The organism is Nocardioides sp. T2.26MG-1, assembly GCF_950101795.1.
In the GTDB taxonomy this organism is placed as follows: domain Bacteria; phylum Actinomycetota; class Actinomycetes; order Propionibacteriales; family Nocardioidaceae; genus Nocardioides.
In genome coordinates this window covers 134,572-151,426 of sequence record NZ_CATNLZ010000036.1, presented here as the reverse complement: position 1 = coordinate 151,426, position 16,855 = coordinate 134,572, and the positions used below count along the sequence as shown (strand labels likewise).

Here is a 16,855-nt window from a genome sequence, read left to right as displayed (position 1 = left end):
GGCGGGGGAACGGACGCCTTCGCGCTAGAGACCTGGGACATCGAACTGCGCTCCCTTCTCGGGTGGACGGTGGATGAGGGCGGCATGGAGATCGACCCGGCTCGCGCCCGGTGACGCCACGGCAGCCTCTGGCCGAGGCCGCAGTTGCTCACGTGCGGTTCGGATGACATCGAGGTCGGCCGCGCGGGCGACGGGCACGAAGCGCTCGCGGACGGGGTGAACTAGTCGTCCCTCGCCGCTCACGAGTCGAGGGAGGGTCACGCGTTGGAAGAATGCCCCGCGCTCGACGCCGGCTTCGACGACATCGCTGATGCGTTCGTCGATGCGGAGGAAGAGTGTCTGGAAGCCTCCGAGCATCCGCGGCTCGATCACGGTGGCGGACGGCAATGCCTTCATTCGGCTGACCGCGTTCGCGGCCTCCGCAGTTGCGCCGGCGCCGTTGCCGAGTCTTCCCGCAACATTGCGGAGCTCGCGCTGCATCCGCGAGTACGTCGCGGTGCGGGCTCGCCAGTGTTCGGCTAGCTCGGGATCGACCCGTTCTGCGTACGGAATGAGTTGCGAGGTGAGCAGGCGCTGAGAGTCGACGATCAGGCGCAAGTTCATGGCGTTCGGGAACGACTTCAATCGGACCAGAAGGTTGTGCTCGGCCTGGAGCACTCCGAGGACTCCCGGCTTGGCCGGTCCACGGATCGGCTTGGTACGCGGGCGCCAGCCGGTGTGGTCGACGCTGTAGTCGGGCTGCCCGAGGCTGACGTCGAGTGCCGTAGCGAGCGCTGCCCACCCGAGTCGATCGCAGCCGGCGAGCGACTCCCAGTCGGGTGTGTTCCGGTAGCGACGATCGAGCACAACCAGTGCTTGGCTGATCGCCGCGACGTCGCCTGTGATGGCTCGGGCTTGGGCTGTCGTCAGGTGAACGGCCAGGTCGGGTGCGGTGTCGTGTTCGGCGAGTACTGCAGCCCGTGCCGCCAAGCGCCAGTGTTCGACCACGTCGTTCAAGGCCGGCGTCGCGATCTCCGTGCTGGACGCGGCCGGCGTCGTTGCCTGATCGCGAGCGAGCTCCAGTGCGCGGGCCAGCTCGCTCACTGCCGCGCCATGCGCGTTGGTCGCACGGAAGGGGTCTGCCGGTTTCTGCGGGATGTTCGAGAACGTGAGCGGCTGTGCCACTTGGATGGCTTGACCGCACCAGCCGACGAGCGTTCGCCTGTAGCGAAGGATCTGTTGCCCCACCTCAGCCCGCTCGGTGGGCGAGTCTGCGGCGAGACGGTGCATCACCCGGTGCTGACGCAGGAGCGAAGCCAACTCCGTGCGCATCTGGGCACCGTTCTCGCCGTACATCAGCCGATGTCCAGATCGTGCGCGTCGATGAGCATCGCCAGGATGAGCTCGACCGACAGCGATTCCACTCCGTAGTTCTCGAGCTGCTCCACGGTGTTGCTCGCGTCGGCGAGCAGGATGTCGCGGTCGTCGGTGAGGTCACCGGTGTCGAGTGCCGGGCAGTCGTCGCCGTGCACGCGGTCGAGTTCCAGCAGCACCCGCTCATACGCTGACGACGCCTCGATCGTCAGGGCTCGATCGGCGAGGGCGGCGACGTACGACCTGGCTTGCGCGAGGGTCTGTGCATGGGGGAGAAGCATGTTCCCTCCTTCAGGGGTCGGGTACCGACCGTGCGCCGGTGACCGCGGCCCGGCTTCTGGCGGCGCGGATGCTGTGGACGAACGTGCGTATGACTCGGTCATGGCACAGATCCGGCTCAGCCGATAAGTTGCTGATTCACAATTGCCTCAAGCCGGCGTCGGCGCAGAACGTCCTCTCGGACGAAATCGGCGAAGTCCTTGTTCCGGTCGCGGATCTCGATCTCTCCGCCGGGGTCAACCGGGACGTCGCCGGGCCAGGAGGTCTGCCGAGTCGGGCGGTCGCGGTCGAGCCGAGTGCCGCAGATGGAGACCCAGTCCCTCAGCCGGCCGCGAGTCTCGGCGAACTCGCGCATCCAATTGATAGGTGCCGACGGCGACGCCGACTCGTGGTAGCAGCTGAGCCAGTGGCAGTGCAGCGCCGAGAGTTCCCAGACGAGCTCGTCGTGACGGTGCCAGTACGGCGGCACGATGTTCGGCGGGAGCCCGAACGTGCCCTTGAGCCATTTCACCCACAGGTCGAGGTCATGCCACTCGATCTCGGCCTGCTCCGCATCCAGCAGATTCCAGTTGATCGGGACCGGCGGTCGTTCCAGGAGATCAGTCACGCTCCGGTAGCCGCCAGGGTCGTCGGGCTCGTCCGGATGCGGAGTCATCGCCGCAAGCCGATTAGAGGCCGACGGCGGGAGGCTGGGGCACAGCCGTCAGGGACCGGTCAGCAGCGCGCCGGCCGCGCTGAACGACGTAGTCGGTCTTGTTAACGTTGTGGCCGATCTTGCGGGCGACGAACTCCTCCTTGATGACACTGCCCTCGCGGCTGTCCACCTCGTATTCGTGGACGTAGCCACTGGCCACGAACGAGTCGCCCTTGCGGAAGCGGGCATAGGTCTCACGAGCCGTGCTCTCGAAGGCAACCATGTCGTGAAAGGTCGGATCGAGCTTCGTGAAGCTGCCGTCGACCTCCTTGCGCCACTGCTCGATGCCGACGCGCATCCGGCAGCACTCGGCGCCGGCCTTCGTGAAGTGCAGTTCGGGTGCGGAGGCGATGAGGCCGACCAGGCTCATCTGGGTGGGGATGGACATCCTGACTCCCGATTCCGACGGCGCCCGGTGCACCGCGCTTAGGAGATAGGTGCACCGGCCTCACCAGCAGACTGCCGTTGCGTCCTATGCGGCTACTAGACGACTCCCGAAGTGACCGCCTCAATGCCGCGCGGATCGCGGTACGAGCTTGCGGATCATCAGTGGTCTTTTCGCGGGCGGCACAGAACATCACTGGCGCCGAAAGTCCGTGCGACGACAAAGACGAGGTCGACGTCGCCTACAACTTCGCTGGAGAGACGACGACCGAGAGCGACTTTGAAGTCACGGCTACGGGCGGGAAGTGTCACCCAGAGTCCGGCTGGAGTGGCCAAGACAGCATCAGCACCGTCGACTTCAAACCGCTGGGGTCCGGCGCGCTCGCCCAGACGTGTCACAACTTCAGTGGTTCGGCGATCGTGGAGGCCGACGTGCGTCTAAACGACAACTCTCCCTGGACGTTCTACCCGAGTGGCTCGGCGTGTGAGAGCGCCAAGGCCTATGACATTGAAAGCGTACTGACGCACGAATTCGGACACGTCTATGGCTTAGCCGATCTCAACATCGACGACACCAGCACCACTCAGGGCTCCTTCTACCAGACGATGAATAGTGGTCTTCCCAAGTGCACCAAGTTCCAACGAACTCTCGCAGCGGGCGAGCTCACCGCCCTGCGGTACCTTTACTGAAGGGTGGTCATCATGAGAGCAGTTTGGGCTGTAGGAGTCGTCGCATTGCTAGCGTCGGCGTGTGGCGGTGGGTCTCCAGAGGCCACGGCGTCGCCGTCAGGAGAGCAGGCACTCTGTGTCGACCGGGCCGTAGTGCATGGACACGAATACCAGCAGATGACCCTGTCTGGGCCATTCAAGCGGGACACCAAGGGAAAGCCGATCGCAGGCCGCGAACTGGGCTGTGACGACGGCGGCGATACTGATGAGCTTCGTGTTTCCCTTCGACGCATCGACGGGATCCCGGGGCGACAGGCGCTGGTGCGCGAGAACTACCCATCGAAGTTCTCCGTCTATGTGCGCGGCGATGTCGACACGAGAGTCCAAGATCTTTCGGATCCCGTTCGCGAACTCATCCTGAACGGATGACATCCACCGCTCCACTTGAAGTTGTGGGCTGACCGCGCAGACAAGCGCCCTGCCAGCCAAGAGTCGACTCGATCGGCTGCGCAGTCCCGCCGGTTCCCGTCTGATAGTTGAGTCCACCGTTCGAGCTGTGAATGATCCTGCAGCCTCCTGCAAGCGAGCAGATGCTGCTCCGGCGAAGGGCCAATTGGAAGCTGGCGAGGCGGCGGCGAGGGTTCGCACACGCTCGCCGTTCGTCATCGTGGGCGGAACGGTGCGGGTCATGCGGCCCGATGCCGACGCGTCCACCGGCGAAGTTCCGTCACGATGGGCGGTGCGCTCCGCAAAAGGATTAAGGCGGTGCCGAACGGCAGCGTGCGGATCCGCTCGGGAGGCATCACGTGCGCGCGCCGGAATGACCGCTGGACGGAACGGTTGCCATAGTCGCCGGTCGTGACTGTGTCCGACCGCTCGTCGCGTTCGCCGATGAGTACGGAGACCTCCTGGAGGTCCTTCGACGCGGATGCGCCGCCGAGGATCACCTTCACGATCGAGGCGTCCCAGATCGTGCTGGCGGCGTGGTCACCCCATTTGTTGCGCGCCTGTGAGAGTGACTGGAGGACCGGCATCGTCGTGATGCCGGTGCCGCCGCCCTCCGCCATCAGAACTGGTAGCGAGGGGAGCGGGGCGAGGTTGCCGATCTCGTCGAGGGCTAGCAGCAGCGGCGGGTCGAGCCGCGCGCTGGTGGAGCCGGCTGCGAGATGTCGAGCGACTTCGGTGAGGTCCTCCATGAAGGCCGCCACGAGGGGCCATGAAGCGCCCGCGCCGGCGCCGGTCGCCAGCAAGTAGAGCGTTCCGTTCTGCACAAGGAAGTCGCCCGGATCGAAGGCGTCCTCCGGGTCCGGGCTGACGGCCTCGAGAACAGCCGGATCCGCCAGGGACGCGAGAGCTTGGCTGACCGCCATCCAGATCGAGTCGCGGGTCCGCGGGTCCGAGTTGATCATCCCTGCGAGAGCGTCCGCCCATCCTGGCGCAGCTTGCGGTCGGCTGGCGAGGATACCGACCGCATCCGTCGCCGCCGAAGGCGAAAGTGACCACTCGAAGAGAGCGCGCGTAGGTAGTCGTTCGATGGCAGCGGCGTGGAGGAGCGACTGGAGTGCCGCCCTGGCCTTGCCTTCCCAGAAGCCACCGGACTCAACGCCGCCAGCGGAGAGTCCGGTCGTCGAGGCGAGACCGGCTGCTCGGATCATCGCAGTGAGCGGCTGTTCGCAGCCGCGGATGGGGGACCAGCGGACCCCGCTCGCGGCGACGATCGGGAGTCCTGCGGTCAGGTGCTGCGGATCGAAGAGCGCTACAGGCCCGCGTTCCTTACGGGCAGCGATGGTGGCGACGAAGTTGTCCGGCCGAGTGGAGGTCGTGACGACGGCTCCGGGGGCATCGAGTATCGCGTTGATGACCAGGTGCAAGCCCTTGCCGGAGCGTGGTGGCCCGATGACCAGAATCGAGTCCTCCACCGAAGCCCAGATCTCGCGGCCGCAGCTTCGCCCGAGCAGGTAACCGACATCCTCGGGCCGCGGACGGCTGATCGAGGGGCGGAGGGTCTCGCCTCGGCGTACGAGCGCTCGCTTCGACGCGACGAGGTCGATGTCTCGGCGGGTGGCGATGCCATCGATCTTGTGAGGATCGTGGTTGGTGCGGTGGCGTAGTCGCGCGACGACGGTCCAGACAGGCCACGCAGCGATACCGATCAGCGTGAGGATGGCTGCGACGATGAGCCAGTACGCCGAGGCCGACAGCCCGGGTGTGCCGAGCGCCGTGCCGGGGTCCCCGGGGTCAGTGAGGACCCGAAGCCCACTTGCGACACCTCCGCGGGGACCCGGCTCACCGGCCAGGAAGGCGGCGACCTCTCCTGCGACGCTGAGGGCGAGCCCAGAGCCGAACAGCGCGATCAGACCCATCAGAGCAAGATTGACGAGCTCGTCGTTCGCGCTGCGAGCACGCGGGTTCATGCCTGCGCCTCGACTGGCGCGACCGTCAGCGAGGTCAGGCCGAGAAGCACGAGTCCGTGGCGTGTTGCGGTCAACAGCGCAGGTGGAAGGTTGATGGCGGCATTGCCGTTGCCATCGGCTTCTTGACGCGCTACGACGAAGGCGAGAGCGACCTGTTCACCTGGGCGGAAGCCGCTGCCGGCAAGAGCGCGTGCTGGTGTCTCGGGCCCGGGGGCGGCTTCGGGAGCAGGACTCGCTGGAGGGGTTTCGATGTCCCAGTACGTCGTGCCGTCTGCCTCGTGGACCTCGACCCGAACGGCCGTGCCGAGGTTCGCAGTGACCTCACAGAGAACTGAGCGGACGTCGTCGCGAGACAGAGTCCGATCGCCTGCCCGTGGCTGGCCGTCGACGCTGACCTCGAGTCGCCCCTCGGTGTCGATGTCGAAGCGGACGGTGGGGAGGACAATGGGGATCTTCATAGCCCCAGCGCCGCCCCGTCGCGTCGTACACGGGGAATAATCGGTTCGGCTCCCCGCTGGTTGAGCGCCTCCCGATCGAGGCCGGGCGGATTGCCGTCGCCGACCTTGGGGGTGTCGAGCTTGTCGAGGATCCCGAGCGCGGAGGTCCTCACCCGCTCGGCCGTCGACTGGATGACCTCGACCGGCGTCTTGCCGGGCACACTAGCTGCCCACGTCGAGACGTAGGGGACGGTGTACGTCGAGGTGTCCAGCCCGTGCGCCGCGCCGACCATCAGGGCGATCGACTCCGCTTCGACCTCCGCGATTCCGCGGTGCAGGGTCGCGTCGGCGGCGACATCCGTGGAGATCACGTTCTCCCGCGGAGCGTGGAGGAGGATGTGCCCGAGTTCGTGGGCGAGAGTCTTCACCTGGGCGGCGTCGTCCATGTCCATTCGCACCGAGACCTCGCGGGCGAGGAAGTCGGTCAAACCGTTGGCGCCGCCGATCGCCGCAGCAGACGAGACCAATCGAAGCTCGAACCCAAGCGCAGTGATCTGATCGGCGAGGCCGTCCCACAAGCCGGGTGGACCCTCGCCCTGGAGCAGGTCCGGGCGGGGGAGTTCCGGCACCGGGTCTCCGGTGGTTTGAGACACGTCCCAGACATGAGCGGGCTTCAGACCGACGAGTTTCGACTTCACGATCTCGCCGCGTCCGGGCTTCTCGCCGCGGGCAAGCCGGCGCCACGAAGTGGCATCGGCCGGGTTCGTCGAGGCGAACCTCGCCGTTACGGGCGCGAGGATCCCGTACCCCTGCTGGCCCTTCAGGACGTGGCGCCCGAGGGAGAGCCACTGGTGGAACCCGGCGACGTACATCGGGGTCGGTTGAGGAACGCGCCCCTCATTGAACGCCGAGAAGTGCTGGGCGTAGATCAGCATGGTGTTGTTGAAGCTGCGGGAGCGAAACTGCGCGGCGAACGTGAGCGCTCGCTTCCAGTCCTCACCCGTGACGAGTGCTGCAACGGACTCCGAGAGTTGCTGTTGGAGCGCCTCGAGCCTGGCTTCGCGCGACGAGCGTGTCGGGTGTGTGGTCACGACGACGGGCCTCCTGTCATCCGTCCGGTGGTGTCGAAGAGCTCGAGCTCGGCGGGATGCATCTGGTGCTGCACGATGAACGACCGGTGCTTGATCCGCCACAGGCCCTGGCCGATGCCGAGCGTGGGGATGAGGGACTGTTCGGTGCCGGTGAGCCCGAGTGCCACTGAGGTGGCGCCGAGCTGGTCGGACTCCTGGCGGTAGACGATTCGGGTCTCGGCATTGGCCAGTAGCGAGGAGGCGAGCGCACGCATCGCCGACCCCTGGTCGCCGACGTTGTCGAGGTCGGTGAGCTTGTGGAAGATCAGCATGTTCGCGATGCCGTAGTGGCGAGCGAGGCGCCAGTGAGCGTCCATCCGTCGCAACAGGGCGGGGTGCGACATGAGGCGCCAGGCTTCGTCGTATACGACCCAGCGCTGGCCACCGGCGGGGTCTAGAAGCGCGGACTCCATCCATGCCGATGCGCAGGTCATGAGGACCGAGATGAGGGTCGCATTCTCGGTGACGCGTGAGAGGTCGAGCGAGATCATCGGGAGGGACGGGTCGAACGTCACCGTCGAAGGCCTGTCGAAGAGCCCAGCGAGGTCTCCGGCGACGAGTCGACGGAGACCGTGCCCAACAAGTCGGCCGTCCTCGGTGAGGCGTCCGTCCGGGTCATCGGTGCGGTCAGGCGCGAGCAGCCTTTCGACGACCATCGGGAGAACGGGTACCTCGGCGCTCCGGACCGTGCGGTCGATCGCGATGTCGACGGCAGTGTGTTCAAGAGGGCTGAGTCGCCGGTCGAGCACGGTCTCAGCGAGCGCGCCGACGAGGTCGCGGCGGCGGGAGGCGATCTGGCTGGCCCATTGCACGTCGTCGAGACCTGAAGGGCGGTGGCCTTCGTCGAGCGGGTTGAGCCGGTTGGACATCCCGTGGCCAAGCGCGATGGCTCGGCCACCCACGGCTTCTGCAACCGCCGTGTGCTCGCCCTTGGGGTCGCCGGGCACGTATACCCGGCGGCCGAACGGGATGGATCGCGTGTAGAGACTCTTGGCGAGACACGACTTGCCGGAGCCGACGATGCCGGCGAGGACAAGGTTTGGTGCGGTGATGAGACCGCGGGCGTAGAGGATCCAGGGGTCGTAGACGAATGAGCTGCCCGAGTACAGGTCTTGGCCGACGAAGACGCCCTCACTGCCCAAGCCGCCCTCGGCAAGGAACGGGTACGCGCCCGCCAGGGTCGCGGAGGTGTCCTGATGGCGCGGGATGCGGAATCGTCCGGGAGTCCGGAGGGCGGCCGGACCCGATTCGCCGGCGCGGGGGAGCGTCACGGTTGCCCGCTTCTCAGCGGAGAGCTGGTCGGCCTTGCGCTTCGCTTCTGTACGCCGGGAATCCCGGTCAGCGGACAGGAGTTCTCGCGCGGCTGCCTTGCGCAGCTTGCGATCGTGCCGCCGCTCCCGGCCTGGCGAGACAAGGACAGCTGAGTGCAGCCGGCCGTCCTGCCACCCGGTCACAGCGACATCCCGGACTGACGCGATGAGCGCTGGACCGGTGCGAGCGACGGGTAGTCGTCGATGTCGTAGGCAACTGTCGCCTCGATCTCGTGCGCCCGGTCCACGCAGTCCGCAACCTGATGGATCATCTCTGCTGCGCGATGAAGCTCCCAGGACTCCCTGTACGACGCTGCGCGCCCGGCGTGGGCATCGCCGTTCATCCAGGCCTGCTTGCGAGTCGGCCCATCGTGGAACTGGCCGAGCTGGTGCAGCGACTGGCTCAGCGACACGAGCGCGGAGCTGATGGACCCGAGTACGGCATAGAGCGAGGTCGGATTCTCGATCGAGCGCGTCGCGTGGGCCAGGCCGCGGACTGCTTCCCGGAGTTCTTCAGCGTCGGCGACCGGGTCGGTGAAGGTAGGCATCGGTGGCTCCTCGGTCGATGGCTTTCATCGATGAGGTGCGCGTGGAGGTCCGCCGTGTCGCCGTGTGGGCGGTCGCTGGCCGACCTACCCTGTGGCCGTGGCCGATCTGACGGAGCCTTGCCCGAACTGCGACACCCTGATGCGCTGGGATACCTCGCACGAGCGTTGCGACGGCTGCGGTTACATCCGGCCCTGCTGTGAGGGCGCTCCCTGTAACTGAGCCGGTCTACTCGTCGGCGGCGTCGCCGATATCCCGGCGGCGGACACGGCGGCGCTTGCCGGTCCTGCGGAGCCCGGCCAGGTTGCGCGCAGCTGCGCTACATCTGCCGGAAGCGACGCTGCCTGCGAGGGGCACCTGCAGCCTGACAAGCCAGCTCACGAAGCGCGGTCGCGACAGATCCCGTAAATGGGAGCCGGCGGGCCCTTCAGTCGCCGATAGAGACACACCCAGTAAGAACGCAGAACTCGTCACCGCCGAAACCGTCCCTGACAAAGGCTCAGCGGCTGCCTGCGATTGTCGGTGGACGCCCTTACGGTGTGAGTCTCCGCCCACGTGGCTTCAGTTCTATACGGATCCGAGGAGAACACCCGCCTTGCCGTCTGATCGCACCCGGATTGCCCCGTCTGTACCACTTCGTCCCCTGTGCGGTGGTGCAGCGTGACTCTGTATGGCGAGTTGATTGAGTGGGCGGAATCGCGTCCTTGGTGGCAGCAGCAGGCGCTGGCCCGATTGGCGTCGGGCGAAAAGATCGGACCAGATGATCACGCGGCGATCGCGGCGTCCCTGCTCGAACCGTCTCCGACGCCACCGAACGGTGGCTGGCTGGCTGCCGTGCGTCCACCTGCCGAATCGACCGAGGACCAGGTGAAGCTTTTGGCCGTTCGGGACGTGAAGAACGTGAACCGACTCCGTCCCGAGGAGCGGCTGACGTTCGGCACCGATGGCGTGACGGTGGTCTTCGGATTCAACGGCAGCGGAAAGTCTGGCTATGCCCGCTTGGTCAAGCAGATGGTCCGCACGCGGCATCGGGAGGACATTCTCCCCAACGTCTTCGGTGCTCAGCAGCAGATCCGCGAAGGTCACCTGGACTACGTGGTTGACGGTGTCGCCGCGGACGCTGACCTTGCTGGCTTGCCGCCGCTGCCGCTTGGCCGTGTGGCCTTCTACGACGAAAAGTGCGGCGACGCGTACCTGACGACGGAGGCGGAGATTGCCTATAGGCCGTCCGTGCTGACGCTGCTCGACGACCTCTACGACGTCTGTGAGGGCGTTCGCCGTGAGTTCGATCGAATGCTAGGCGAGAACGCGCGCGCAGCAGCAACCATGCCTGCGCTGGCACCAGGTTCGCCCACGGCGGCATTCGCCGCTTCCCTAAACGCGGATACCTCCGACAGCGACATCGAGACCGCGTGTGCTCTTCCTGGGGACCACGAGTCAGAGGCCACTCGCCTGGATGCGGAGGAGGCGCGTCTGCGGTCGACCAACCCTGAACAAGAGAAGGCCCGGCTGAACTCGGCAGCCGGGTCCGCCGAGGCGGTCTCGGCGCACCTGATGTACCTGGAGCAGGGGCTCGGGGACTATGCGGTCACGGCTCTACGGGGACTCGATGTGGTTGCGCGAGAGAAGCGTGCTGCGGCCTCCATGGCGTCGACGGCGTCGTTCGATGGCGAGCCGGTCGGTGGTGTGGGTACTTCGACATGGAGGGCCCTGTGGGACGCCGCTAGGCGCTTCTCCGAGGCCGAGGCCTACCCGGCTGAGACGTACCCGCACACCGGCGAGGCGGCGCACTGTGTGCTGTGTCAGCAGCAACTCTCTGGTGATGCCAGTCAGCGCCTGAACCGCTTCGAGTCGTTCTTGGCAGACGACACTGAGCAGCAGGCCGAGCGCGCGGAGGGGGATCTCGCCCGGGCCCTCAGCATAATCAAGGCCGTCGAGGTGGATCCTGCCGCGGTAGCCGTCGCCGCCGCCGCTCTGGAGCAGGACCACGCTGGCTTGAAGGCCAAGGTGGACAGCACCCTCGGCGTGTTCCGGACCCGCCAGCACGGACTCGCCGCTCACCCGCTACGAGAGCTGCTGCCCGGGGTGGAGGTCACCGGCCTGGTCAGCGAGTTGGACAGGTTGGCCGGCGAGTTGCGCACGGAGGCCCGGGCGATCGACGCCGGCGACTTCGCCGTCAAGATCGAGGAAGTCGCCAATCAGCGGCGCGATCTCGGCGCACGCATCGTGCTCGCGGGCGCCAAAGACATGCTCATCGCGGAACGTGATCGGCTCCTCGCGCGGCGCTGTATCGAGGAGGCCCGGAAGCAGACCGCGACTACGGGTCTCACCACGAAGGTCGGTGAACTGACCCGGAAGTACGTCACGATCGCGGTCCAGGACCGGTTCTCCCGCGAGTCCGAGCGGCTACGGGTCGAGGGAGTCACGCTCCAGGACAAGAAGGGAAGACAGGGGGCACTGCTCCACAGGCCTGACTTCATCGGCACAACGCTGGGCGCCGAACTCCCACAGGTTCTCTCTGAGGGCGAGCAGACAGCGCTTGGACTGGCGGGGTTCTTCACGGAGGCCCACTTCGACCAGTCCCGGTCTAGCCTCGTGCTCGATGACCCGGTGACGAGCCTCGACCATGAGCGTCGCGGCCGAGTCGCCGAGCGACTGGTTGACCTCGCGAAAGAACGACAGGTCATCGTTTTCACGCACGACGCCACGTTCGCCGCCGAGATCAAGCGGTGCGCTGGCGAGGAGGAAATCGAGTTCACCGCCCGCACCATCGAGCGCGGCCGACCCGACCAGCAGCCGGGTGCGTGCCGGGACGACCATCCCTGGGCAGTGAAGGACGCACCCGGCCGCCTCGGATGGCTGAAGCAAGACCTCGTAAGGATCAAGAGCAACGCCGCAGGCTGGGACAGCGAAACCTACGACCGTGAGGTCGCGATGTGGGCCGGCAACCTCTCCGAGACCTGGGAGCGGTTCATCAGTCAGAACGTCGCCGACGCGCTCGTGAACCGCGGCACCCTGGAGGTCCAGGTGACGATGATGAAGGTCGTCGCAAGGATTACGGATGAGGACAACAAGCAATTCCAAGAGTCCTACAAGCGCTGCTCTCGATGGGCCCGCCGGCACGACAAGGACGCCGCACTAATCTATTCCGCTCCACCGATAGAGGACTTGGAGAAGGAACACGCGCTCGTTCAGGAGTGGTTCGACCGAGTTCGCAAGTACAAGGCCTAATCGCTAATCGCTGACTGGTGGGCGCTCATCGGCCCCGCAGACGCGGCCGCCTCTCAAACAGCCAGTGGAGACACCCGATTAGACACCTCGTGCTAGTGGCAGCGCGGCTACGGCGAAGCCCTGAGCCTGCTGTCCCCAGAGCCGACGGGTCTCGCATGACGCTTGGATCGCTGCCTGCTCGATCGCTGCGACAGCGCGCTCGAGCTCGTCGGGATCGCTCGCGCTGACCGCGACGAAGCCCGTTGCCCGGAGCACGCCATGGCCGGCCGTAAGGTCCGCCTCCTGCTGGAGAACGTCCTGGTACTCAGCCGCCTGCTGGGCATCCTCGATCTGGCCGATCCTCTGCCGCTGAGCCGCGTCAGAGATGTACTCGGTCTTCTTCTTGCGGATGTCACGCGCCGCCCTGTCGGTACGCATCGGTGTGTAGAGCAGGGAGAAGGTTCGTCGGATTCCAGAGGACAGGAGGAGGGGGGCGAGGAAGTCGGGGAAAACCAGCGAGCGTGGCCATTCGCTGATCCAGAGGACGCAGTGATGCGCCGAGTCACTGCGAAGGCTGCCCCAGGACTCGGTTACCGCAACTGGTCCAGCGGTTGCCAGGTCGCGGCCGACGGCGCCGTGGCGCTCCAACGCGCCAGCGACAGCTGGGTCGTATGCCGAACGCAGGATCAGGGCGAGGTCGCCAGGCGTGAGCCAGTCAGAAGGGGATAGGTCAGCGGACCGTAGGGCTGCCAGCATCGTCGCCATCTCCTGACGGAGTACAGCGGCAGCGCCGCGATTCCCGCCGCCTGCGGCCCGGATCGCGCGTCCAGCAGCCCTGACGTCGAGGGAGATCGAGATGGTGCTCGCGTGACGCTCGCCAGCGGGACCGGCGCGGTCGACGAGCTCTCCGTAAGTCGTCGACGCCCACGCGTCCGTGCGGCTTCCGTGCTGCTCCCACCAGTCCGCCAGGCCCTTGCCGGAGTCGGGGAGCGTGCGCTCCATGACCTGGAGCGACGCCAGCCGCCCGGATCGACAGGCGGTCGCGAGCACACGTCCCCAGCTGACAACCCGACGCTCCTGCTCGGCTGGGTCGAGGAGCACGAAGGCGGGGTGGGAGACGCCGACGATCGCGGTCAGGGTCGCGGCGTGTGGGTCGTGGACCATGACAGCGCCAGTCTCGGGATCGACCCACTGCCTCAGGCGGGCGGCGTCGCCCGGCAGCGCCAGCGTTCCAGCCGGTCGCGGCTTGACGATACGACGGCGGTAGAGCAACTGGCCTCCGGTTGAGCGCCAGAACCAGCGTGCTCCGATCGGTCCCCACTCGACGATCTTCCGGCCGCCGACGCCGGCGAACCCGAGGGCTACGAAGAGGAGGATGATCGGGAAGGTCACGATCACCGCACCGAGGTAGAGGCCGAGAATCAGCGTCCCGGCGGCAAGACTCGCCATCATGAGTTGGGGACCAGATAGCCCGACGAGGAATCCGCGCTTGGTCAGTCGGGAGAGCTTGATCGGTGTGAGCGACGGTTCGATGCTGCTCGACGAACTCACCGAGGATCACTTCCGTCCTGCGGGCGCGGCAAGCGTCGTGTCCGCGGCCGGCGGCGGGACCACTGACGGTGCCGTCGACTCATGGGCCTCTACTTGTCCGGTCGCTTGAGTGGCGACGAACCCACCGAAACGCGGTCCGGCTGCCGCAGCTTCTTTCGCTACCACTGCGCCCGCGGCGACCGCGCCGCCAGCAGCCGCAGCGCCACCCGCGGCAGCTGCTCCGCCCGAACCCCCACCAGTTGTGCCGCTTTCCGAGGTGGTTCCGGCTGGCCCGCCGCCGCCCGCGGAGGGTGTGATCGCAGGGGACCCACCGGTCGGTGTGCGGCCGACGCCGTCTCCCAGGATCTTGGCGGGTTCACTGCCGATACGGCGCGAGAGGGGGATCGGCATCGGCCGGTTGAGGGACGCCTTGGCCTCCTGCTCGGCCGACATCGCGTGGTGCATGTCGAAGCCCATGAATGCGATGGCCTTGTAGGTCAGGTAGGGTGCGAACCCGGCCATCAGCATCAGCACGACGCCGGCCATCGGCTGGCTGACAGATTCCAGGTCTGCATCGATCGGAGCCGACACCTGCGCGGTGGCGAGCAAGAAGATCACCACCAGGACGACCTTCGAGAGGATCATCGCGATCACGAACGTCGCCCAGCGGCTGAGCCAGGTGCGGGTGTGGTCCCAGCTGGATCCGGCGAAGGCGATCGGCGCGAACACGATCGCGATGAGCAGCAGGGCCTTGCGAATGAGGAGGCTGATCCAGACCACCATTGCGCCGACGATGGCGAGGCTCGAGAGGAAGATCGTCAGGATCGCGCCCGCGCCGGGTGCGCTGAGGTTGATCGCTCCGAGTCCGGCGGCGAGTACGGCGACCTTGTCGCCCATCTCGTTCATGTTCGTCCCTGCGGCGTTGACGATGCCGAGGCAGAGTTGGTCCGTAATCTCGAGCGCCGTGCCGAGAAGTGCCAGGGCGACGAAGGATCCAAGGATCGATTTCGCAAGGCCGAGCGCTGCTCTGGACAACGCGGCTGGCTCGCGGCGGATCATGCCGCCGATGACTTGCAGCATGAAGAACCCGAGCATCACGAAGACACCGACGCCGAACATGATGTTGTAGACCTTCGTGTACTCACCGCTGGTCACGTCGACGAACGTCGTGGTGTCGATGACCTTCCAGACTGAGGTGAACATCCACTCGGCCGCACCGCCCATTCCCTGAGCGAGCCAGTCGAACGGCGCGGTCACCACTGCGCCGGCCGCGTCGCCGGCGGAGTTGCAGACCTCGTGGATCACCGGGACGTCGCACACACCCATGACTGGACCCTCAGACCTGCTGGCCGACGTTCCAGAAGAAGTTCACCAGCGTCACCGAAGCGCCGCAGACGATCGCGGCGCCGAGGGCGACGAGGACGCCAAGCTTGCCGCGACCCGCGAGATGGGGATTGGACGAGTTGGCCCCCAGTGCCCAGACGATGGCCGAGATGATCAGCGCGAGTACGGCGAGGACCAGCCCGACCGTCATCGAGGCCCCGACGACCTTCTTGAGCTGGCCGATCCCGGGTAGGCCGTTGGAGTTCGGGTCAATCTCGATGTCGAGCGGGACTAGGAGAGCTGCTGTGAGAAGGTCCATCGGAGGGCTCCTGACGTCGGACGGGCGGACGACTTACAGGTGTGCACCGATGTCCAGCAGCCAGTTCGCCCATGCCAGCGCGGCGCCGCTCAGCGCGGCACCGCCGATGGCGACGAAGCACCCGAGCTTCGCCTTCTGGGCTGCGTGCCAGCTGCCGGAGCTGGACGCGATCGCCCAGGTCGTGGCCGAGATGACGAGCATGAGTACGGCGATGATCAGGCCATAGGTCAAGAGCGCGCCGACAATGGCCCGGAGATCGCCGGCTCCGCCCACAGCTCCGAAGTCGGGGCTCGCATCCATCCCGATCAACAAGGTCGCGCTCATGGTGTTCAGGTGCGCGTCGGCTCGCATTCGAGTTCAAACGTCGGACCGCCCGCATAGGGTCCGGGGCTATGCAGCCGCCGATCCCGCTCGCTTCTCTCCTACCGGCGAATCTCGACCCCGCGACCTGCAAGGTGCATTGTGCGGTCTTCAACGGGCAGAACTACCCCATAGACATCTTGGCCAACGACCCCGAGGAGTGGCAGCGCTGGAACTCCTGGCGCCCAGAGACGAATGCCTTCAACAGGCAGTTCATCTTCTCGCTCGCCCAGGACCGCCACGATCAGACTCTCTGGCTCTTCGGCGGGGTCTGGGAGGTGGTCGGCCGGCGGCCCGAGCCGAGGACCTACTCCTACGACGTCGTCCCGCGCGACGATCTGATGGGCCCCTTCGTCCGCCGCCTCTACGTCCGGCTGCACCTCGCCGGACGTCAACGGCGCCGGACCATGGAGTCCTGCCTGGATGAGATGACCGTCTCATCCATCCTCGAAGAGGCCTTTGTGGGCGACCCTTTCCCGGGCCACGATCGCATCAACCACACGCTCGCCGATCTTCAGGTCATCGTGGGCCAGCAGCGACCTGACTGGCGTATCGCCCTCGAGCAGATGAAGGGCGTCTACGTCATCCACGACCAGACGACCGGCGCCAGGTACGTCGGGTCGGCCTACGGTGACACCGGAATCTGGCAGCGCTGGAGCACCTACGCCGCGACGCTGCACGGAAACAACGTAGGTCTCAAGGAGCTCTTGGACGAGAAGGGTGAGGACCATTTCCGGACGAACATGAAGTTCGCATTGCTGGAGTTCTGGTCCATGCGTACCGACGACGACCACGTCCTGGAGCGCGAGTCTTACTGGAAGGAAGTCCTCCACGCGCGCTCGCTGGGCCACAACAAGAACTGAGGTCGTCCGAGCATGCGTGGCCCTCAGTGGTCGA

General features: G+C 66.4%; 17 protein-coding genes. 4 read left to right on the top strand and 13 right to left on the bottom strand.

Features of this window, described 5'->3' with window-relative positions:
- Positions 1 to 24: 24 nt before the first annotated feature.
- From QQZ14_RS23900 to QQZ14_RS23885, 4 genes are all read right to left on the bottom strand, one after another.
- Entirely contained in the window at positions 25 to 1,335 is a 1,311-nt protein-coding gene (locus QQZ14_RS23900; protein WP_284536938.1) for a hypothetical protein, read from the bottom strand.
- Positions 1,335 to 1,634 carry a hypothetical protein gene (locus QQZ14_RS23895; RefSeq protein WP_284536937.1) on the bottom strand — a complete coding sequence of 100 codons (300 nt, stop codon included), beginning with the start codon at positions 1,632 to 1,634 and terminating at the stop codon, positions 1,335 to 1,337. Before QQZ14_RS23895 ends, QQZ14_RS23900 begins: the two co-directional genes overlap by 1 nt.
- 116 nt (positions 1,635 to 1,750) lie before the next feature.
- Positions 1,751 to 2,287: a hypothetical protein gene (locus QQZ14_RS23890; protein ID WP_284536936.1), complete on the bottom strand. Its 537-nt coding sequence runs from the start codon at positions 2,285 to 2,287 to the stop codon at positions 1,751 to 1,753.
- Positions 2,288 to 2,300: 13 nt separating this feature from the next.
- On the bottom strand, positions 2,301 to 2,714 hold the full coding sequence (locus tag QQZ14_RS23885; RefSeq protein ID WP_284536935.1) for a single-stranded DNA-binding protein: 414 nt from the start codon (positions 2,712 to 2,714) through the stop codon (positions 2,301 to 2,303).
- A gap of 161 nt (positions 2,715 to 2,875) precedes the next feature.
- On the opposite strand from QQZ14_RS23885, the gene QQZ14_RS23880 reads away from it, so the two are divergent.
- A complete protein-coding gene (locus QQZ14_RS23880) occupies positions 2,876 to 3,400 on the top strand; it encodes a matrixin family metalloprotease (RefSeq protein ID WP_284536934.1) in 525 nt (174 codons plus the stop codon).
- A 156-nt stretch (positions 3,401 to 3,556) separates the two neighbouring features.
- A complete protein-coding gene (locus QQZ14_RS23875; protein ID WP_284536933.1) occupies positions 3,557 to 3,808 on the top strand; it encodes a hypothetical protein in 252 nt (83 codons plus the stop codon).
- 257 nt (positions 3,809 to 4,065) lie between these two features.
- Here QQZ14_RS23875 and QQZ14_RS23870 read toward each other — a convergent pair whose 3' ends face one another.
- From QQZ14_RS23870 to QQZ14_RS23850, 5 genes are read right to left on the bottom strand one after another with little or no spacing between them, the layout of a single operon-like run.
- On the bottom strand, positions 4,066 to 5,793 hold the full coding sequence (locus tag QQZ14_RS23870) for a TraM recognition domain-containing protein (protein ID WP_284536932.1): 1,728 nt from the start codon (positions 5,791 to 5,793) through the stop codon (positions 4,066 to 4,068).
- On the bottom strand, positions 5,790 to 6,251 hold the full coding sequence (locus tag QQZ14_RS23865; RefSeq protein ID WP_284536931.1) for a hypothetical protein: 462 nt from the start codon (positions 6,249 to 6,251) through the stop codon (positions 5,790 to 5,792). Before QQZ14_RS23865 ends, QQZ14_RS23870 begins: the two co-directional genes overlap by 4 nt.
- Positions 6,248 to 7,321, bottom strand: a complete 1,074-nt coding sequence (locus QQZ14_RS23860) for an ArdC-like ssDNA-binding domain-containing protein (protein WP_284536930.1) — start codon at positions 7,319 to 7,321, stop codon at positions 6,248 to 6,250. Before QQZ14_RS23860 ends, QQZ14_RS23865 begins: the two co-directional genes overlap by 4 nt.
- The gene (locus QQZ14_RS23855; protein ID WP_284536929.1) at positions 7,318 to 8,814 is read right to left on the bottom strand and encodes an ATP-binding protein; all 1,497 of its coding nucleotides are present in this window, start codon (positions 8,812 to 8,814) and stop codon (positions 7,318 to 7,320) included. Before QQZ14_RS23855 ends, QQZ14_RS23860 begins: the two co-directional genes overlap by 4 nt.
- Positions 8,811 to 9,218, bottom strand: coding sequence for a hypothetical protein (locus QQZ14_RS23850; RefSeq protein ID WP_284536928.1), 408 nt, complete (start codon positions 9,216 to 9,218; stop codon positions 8,811 to 8,813). Before QQZ14_RS23850 ends, QQZ14_RS23855 begins: the two co-directional genes overlap by 4 nt.
- A gap of 865 nt (positions 9,219 to 10,083) precedes the next feature.
- Here QQZ14_RS23850 and QQZ14_RS23845 point away from each other — a divergent pair.
- Positions 10,084 to 12,447, top strand: a complete 2,364-nt coding sequence (locus QQZ14_RS23845) for an AAA family ATPase (protein WP_284536927.1) — start codon at positions 10,084 to 10,086, stop codon at positions 12,445 to 12,447.
- Between the two features lie 78 nt (positions 12,448 to 12,525).
- On the opposite strand, the gene QQZ14_RS23840 is transcribed toward QQZ14_RS23845, so the two are convergent.
- Genes QQZ14_RS23840 through QQZ14_RS23825 form a run of 4 tightly spaced genes read right to left on the bottom strand, consistent with a single transcriptional unit; the run spans position 12,526 to position 15,922 of the window.
- Positions 12,526 to 13,977: an SCO6880 family protein gene (locus QQZ14_RS23840; RefSeq protein WP_284536926.1), complete on the bottom strand. Its 1,452-nt coding sequence runs from the start codon at positions 13,975 to 13,977 to the stop codon at positions 12,526 to 12,528.
- 6 nt (positions 13,978 to 13,983) lie between these two features.
- Positions 13,984 to 15,282 carry a conjugal transfer protein TrbL gene (locus QQZ14_RS23835; RefSeq protein ID WP_284536925.1) on the bottom strand — a complete coding sequence of 433 codons (1,299 nt, stop codon included), beginning with the start codon at positions 15,280 to 15,282 and terminating at the stop codon, positions 13,984 to 13,986.
- 10 nt (positions 15,283 to 15,292) lie between these two features.
- Positions 15,293 to 15,598, bottom strand: a complete 306-nt coding sequence (locus QQZ14_RS23830; protein WP_284536924.1) for a DUF6112 family protein — start codon at positions 15,596 to 15,598, stop codon at positions 15,293 to 15,295.
- A gap of 33 nt (positions 15,599 to 15,631) precedes the next feature.
- A complete protein-coding gene (locus tag QQZ14_RS23825) occupies positions 15,632 to 15,922 on the bottom strand; it encodes a DUF6112 family protein (RefSeq protein ID WP_284536923.1) in 291 nt (96 codons plus the stop codon).
- A 68-nt stretch (positions 15,923 to 15,990) separates the two neighbouring features.
- On the opposite strand from QQZ14_RS23825, the gene QQZ14_RS23820 reads away from it, so the two are divergent.
- Positions 15,991 to 16,821 carry a GIY-YIG nuclease family protein gene (locus tag QQZ14_RS23820; RefSeq protein ID WP_284536922.1) on the top strand — a complete coding sequence of 277 codons (831 nt, stop codon included), beginning with the start codon at positions 15,991 to 15,993 and terminating at the stop codon, positions 16,819 to 16,821.
- Positions 16,822 to 16,855: the final 34 nt, after the last annotated feature.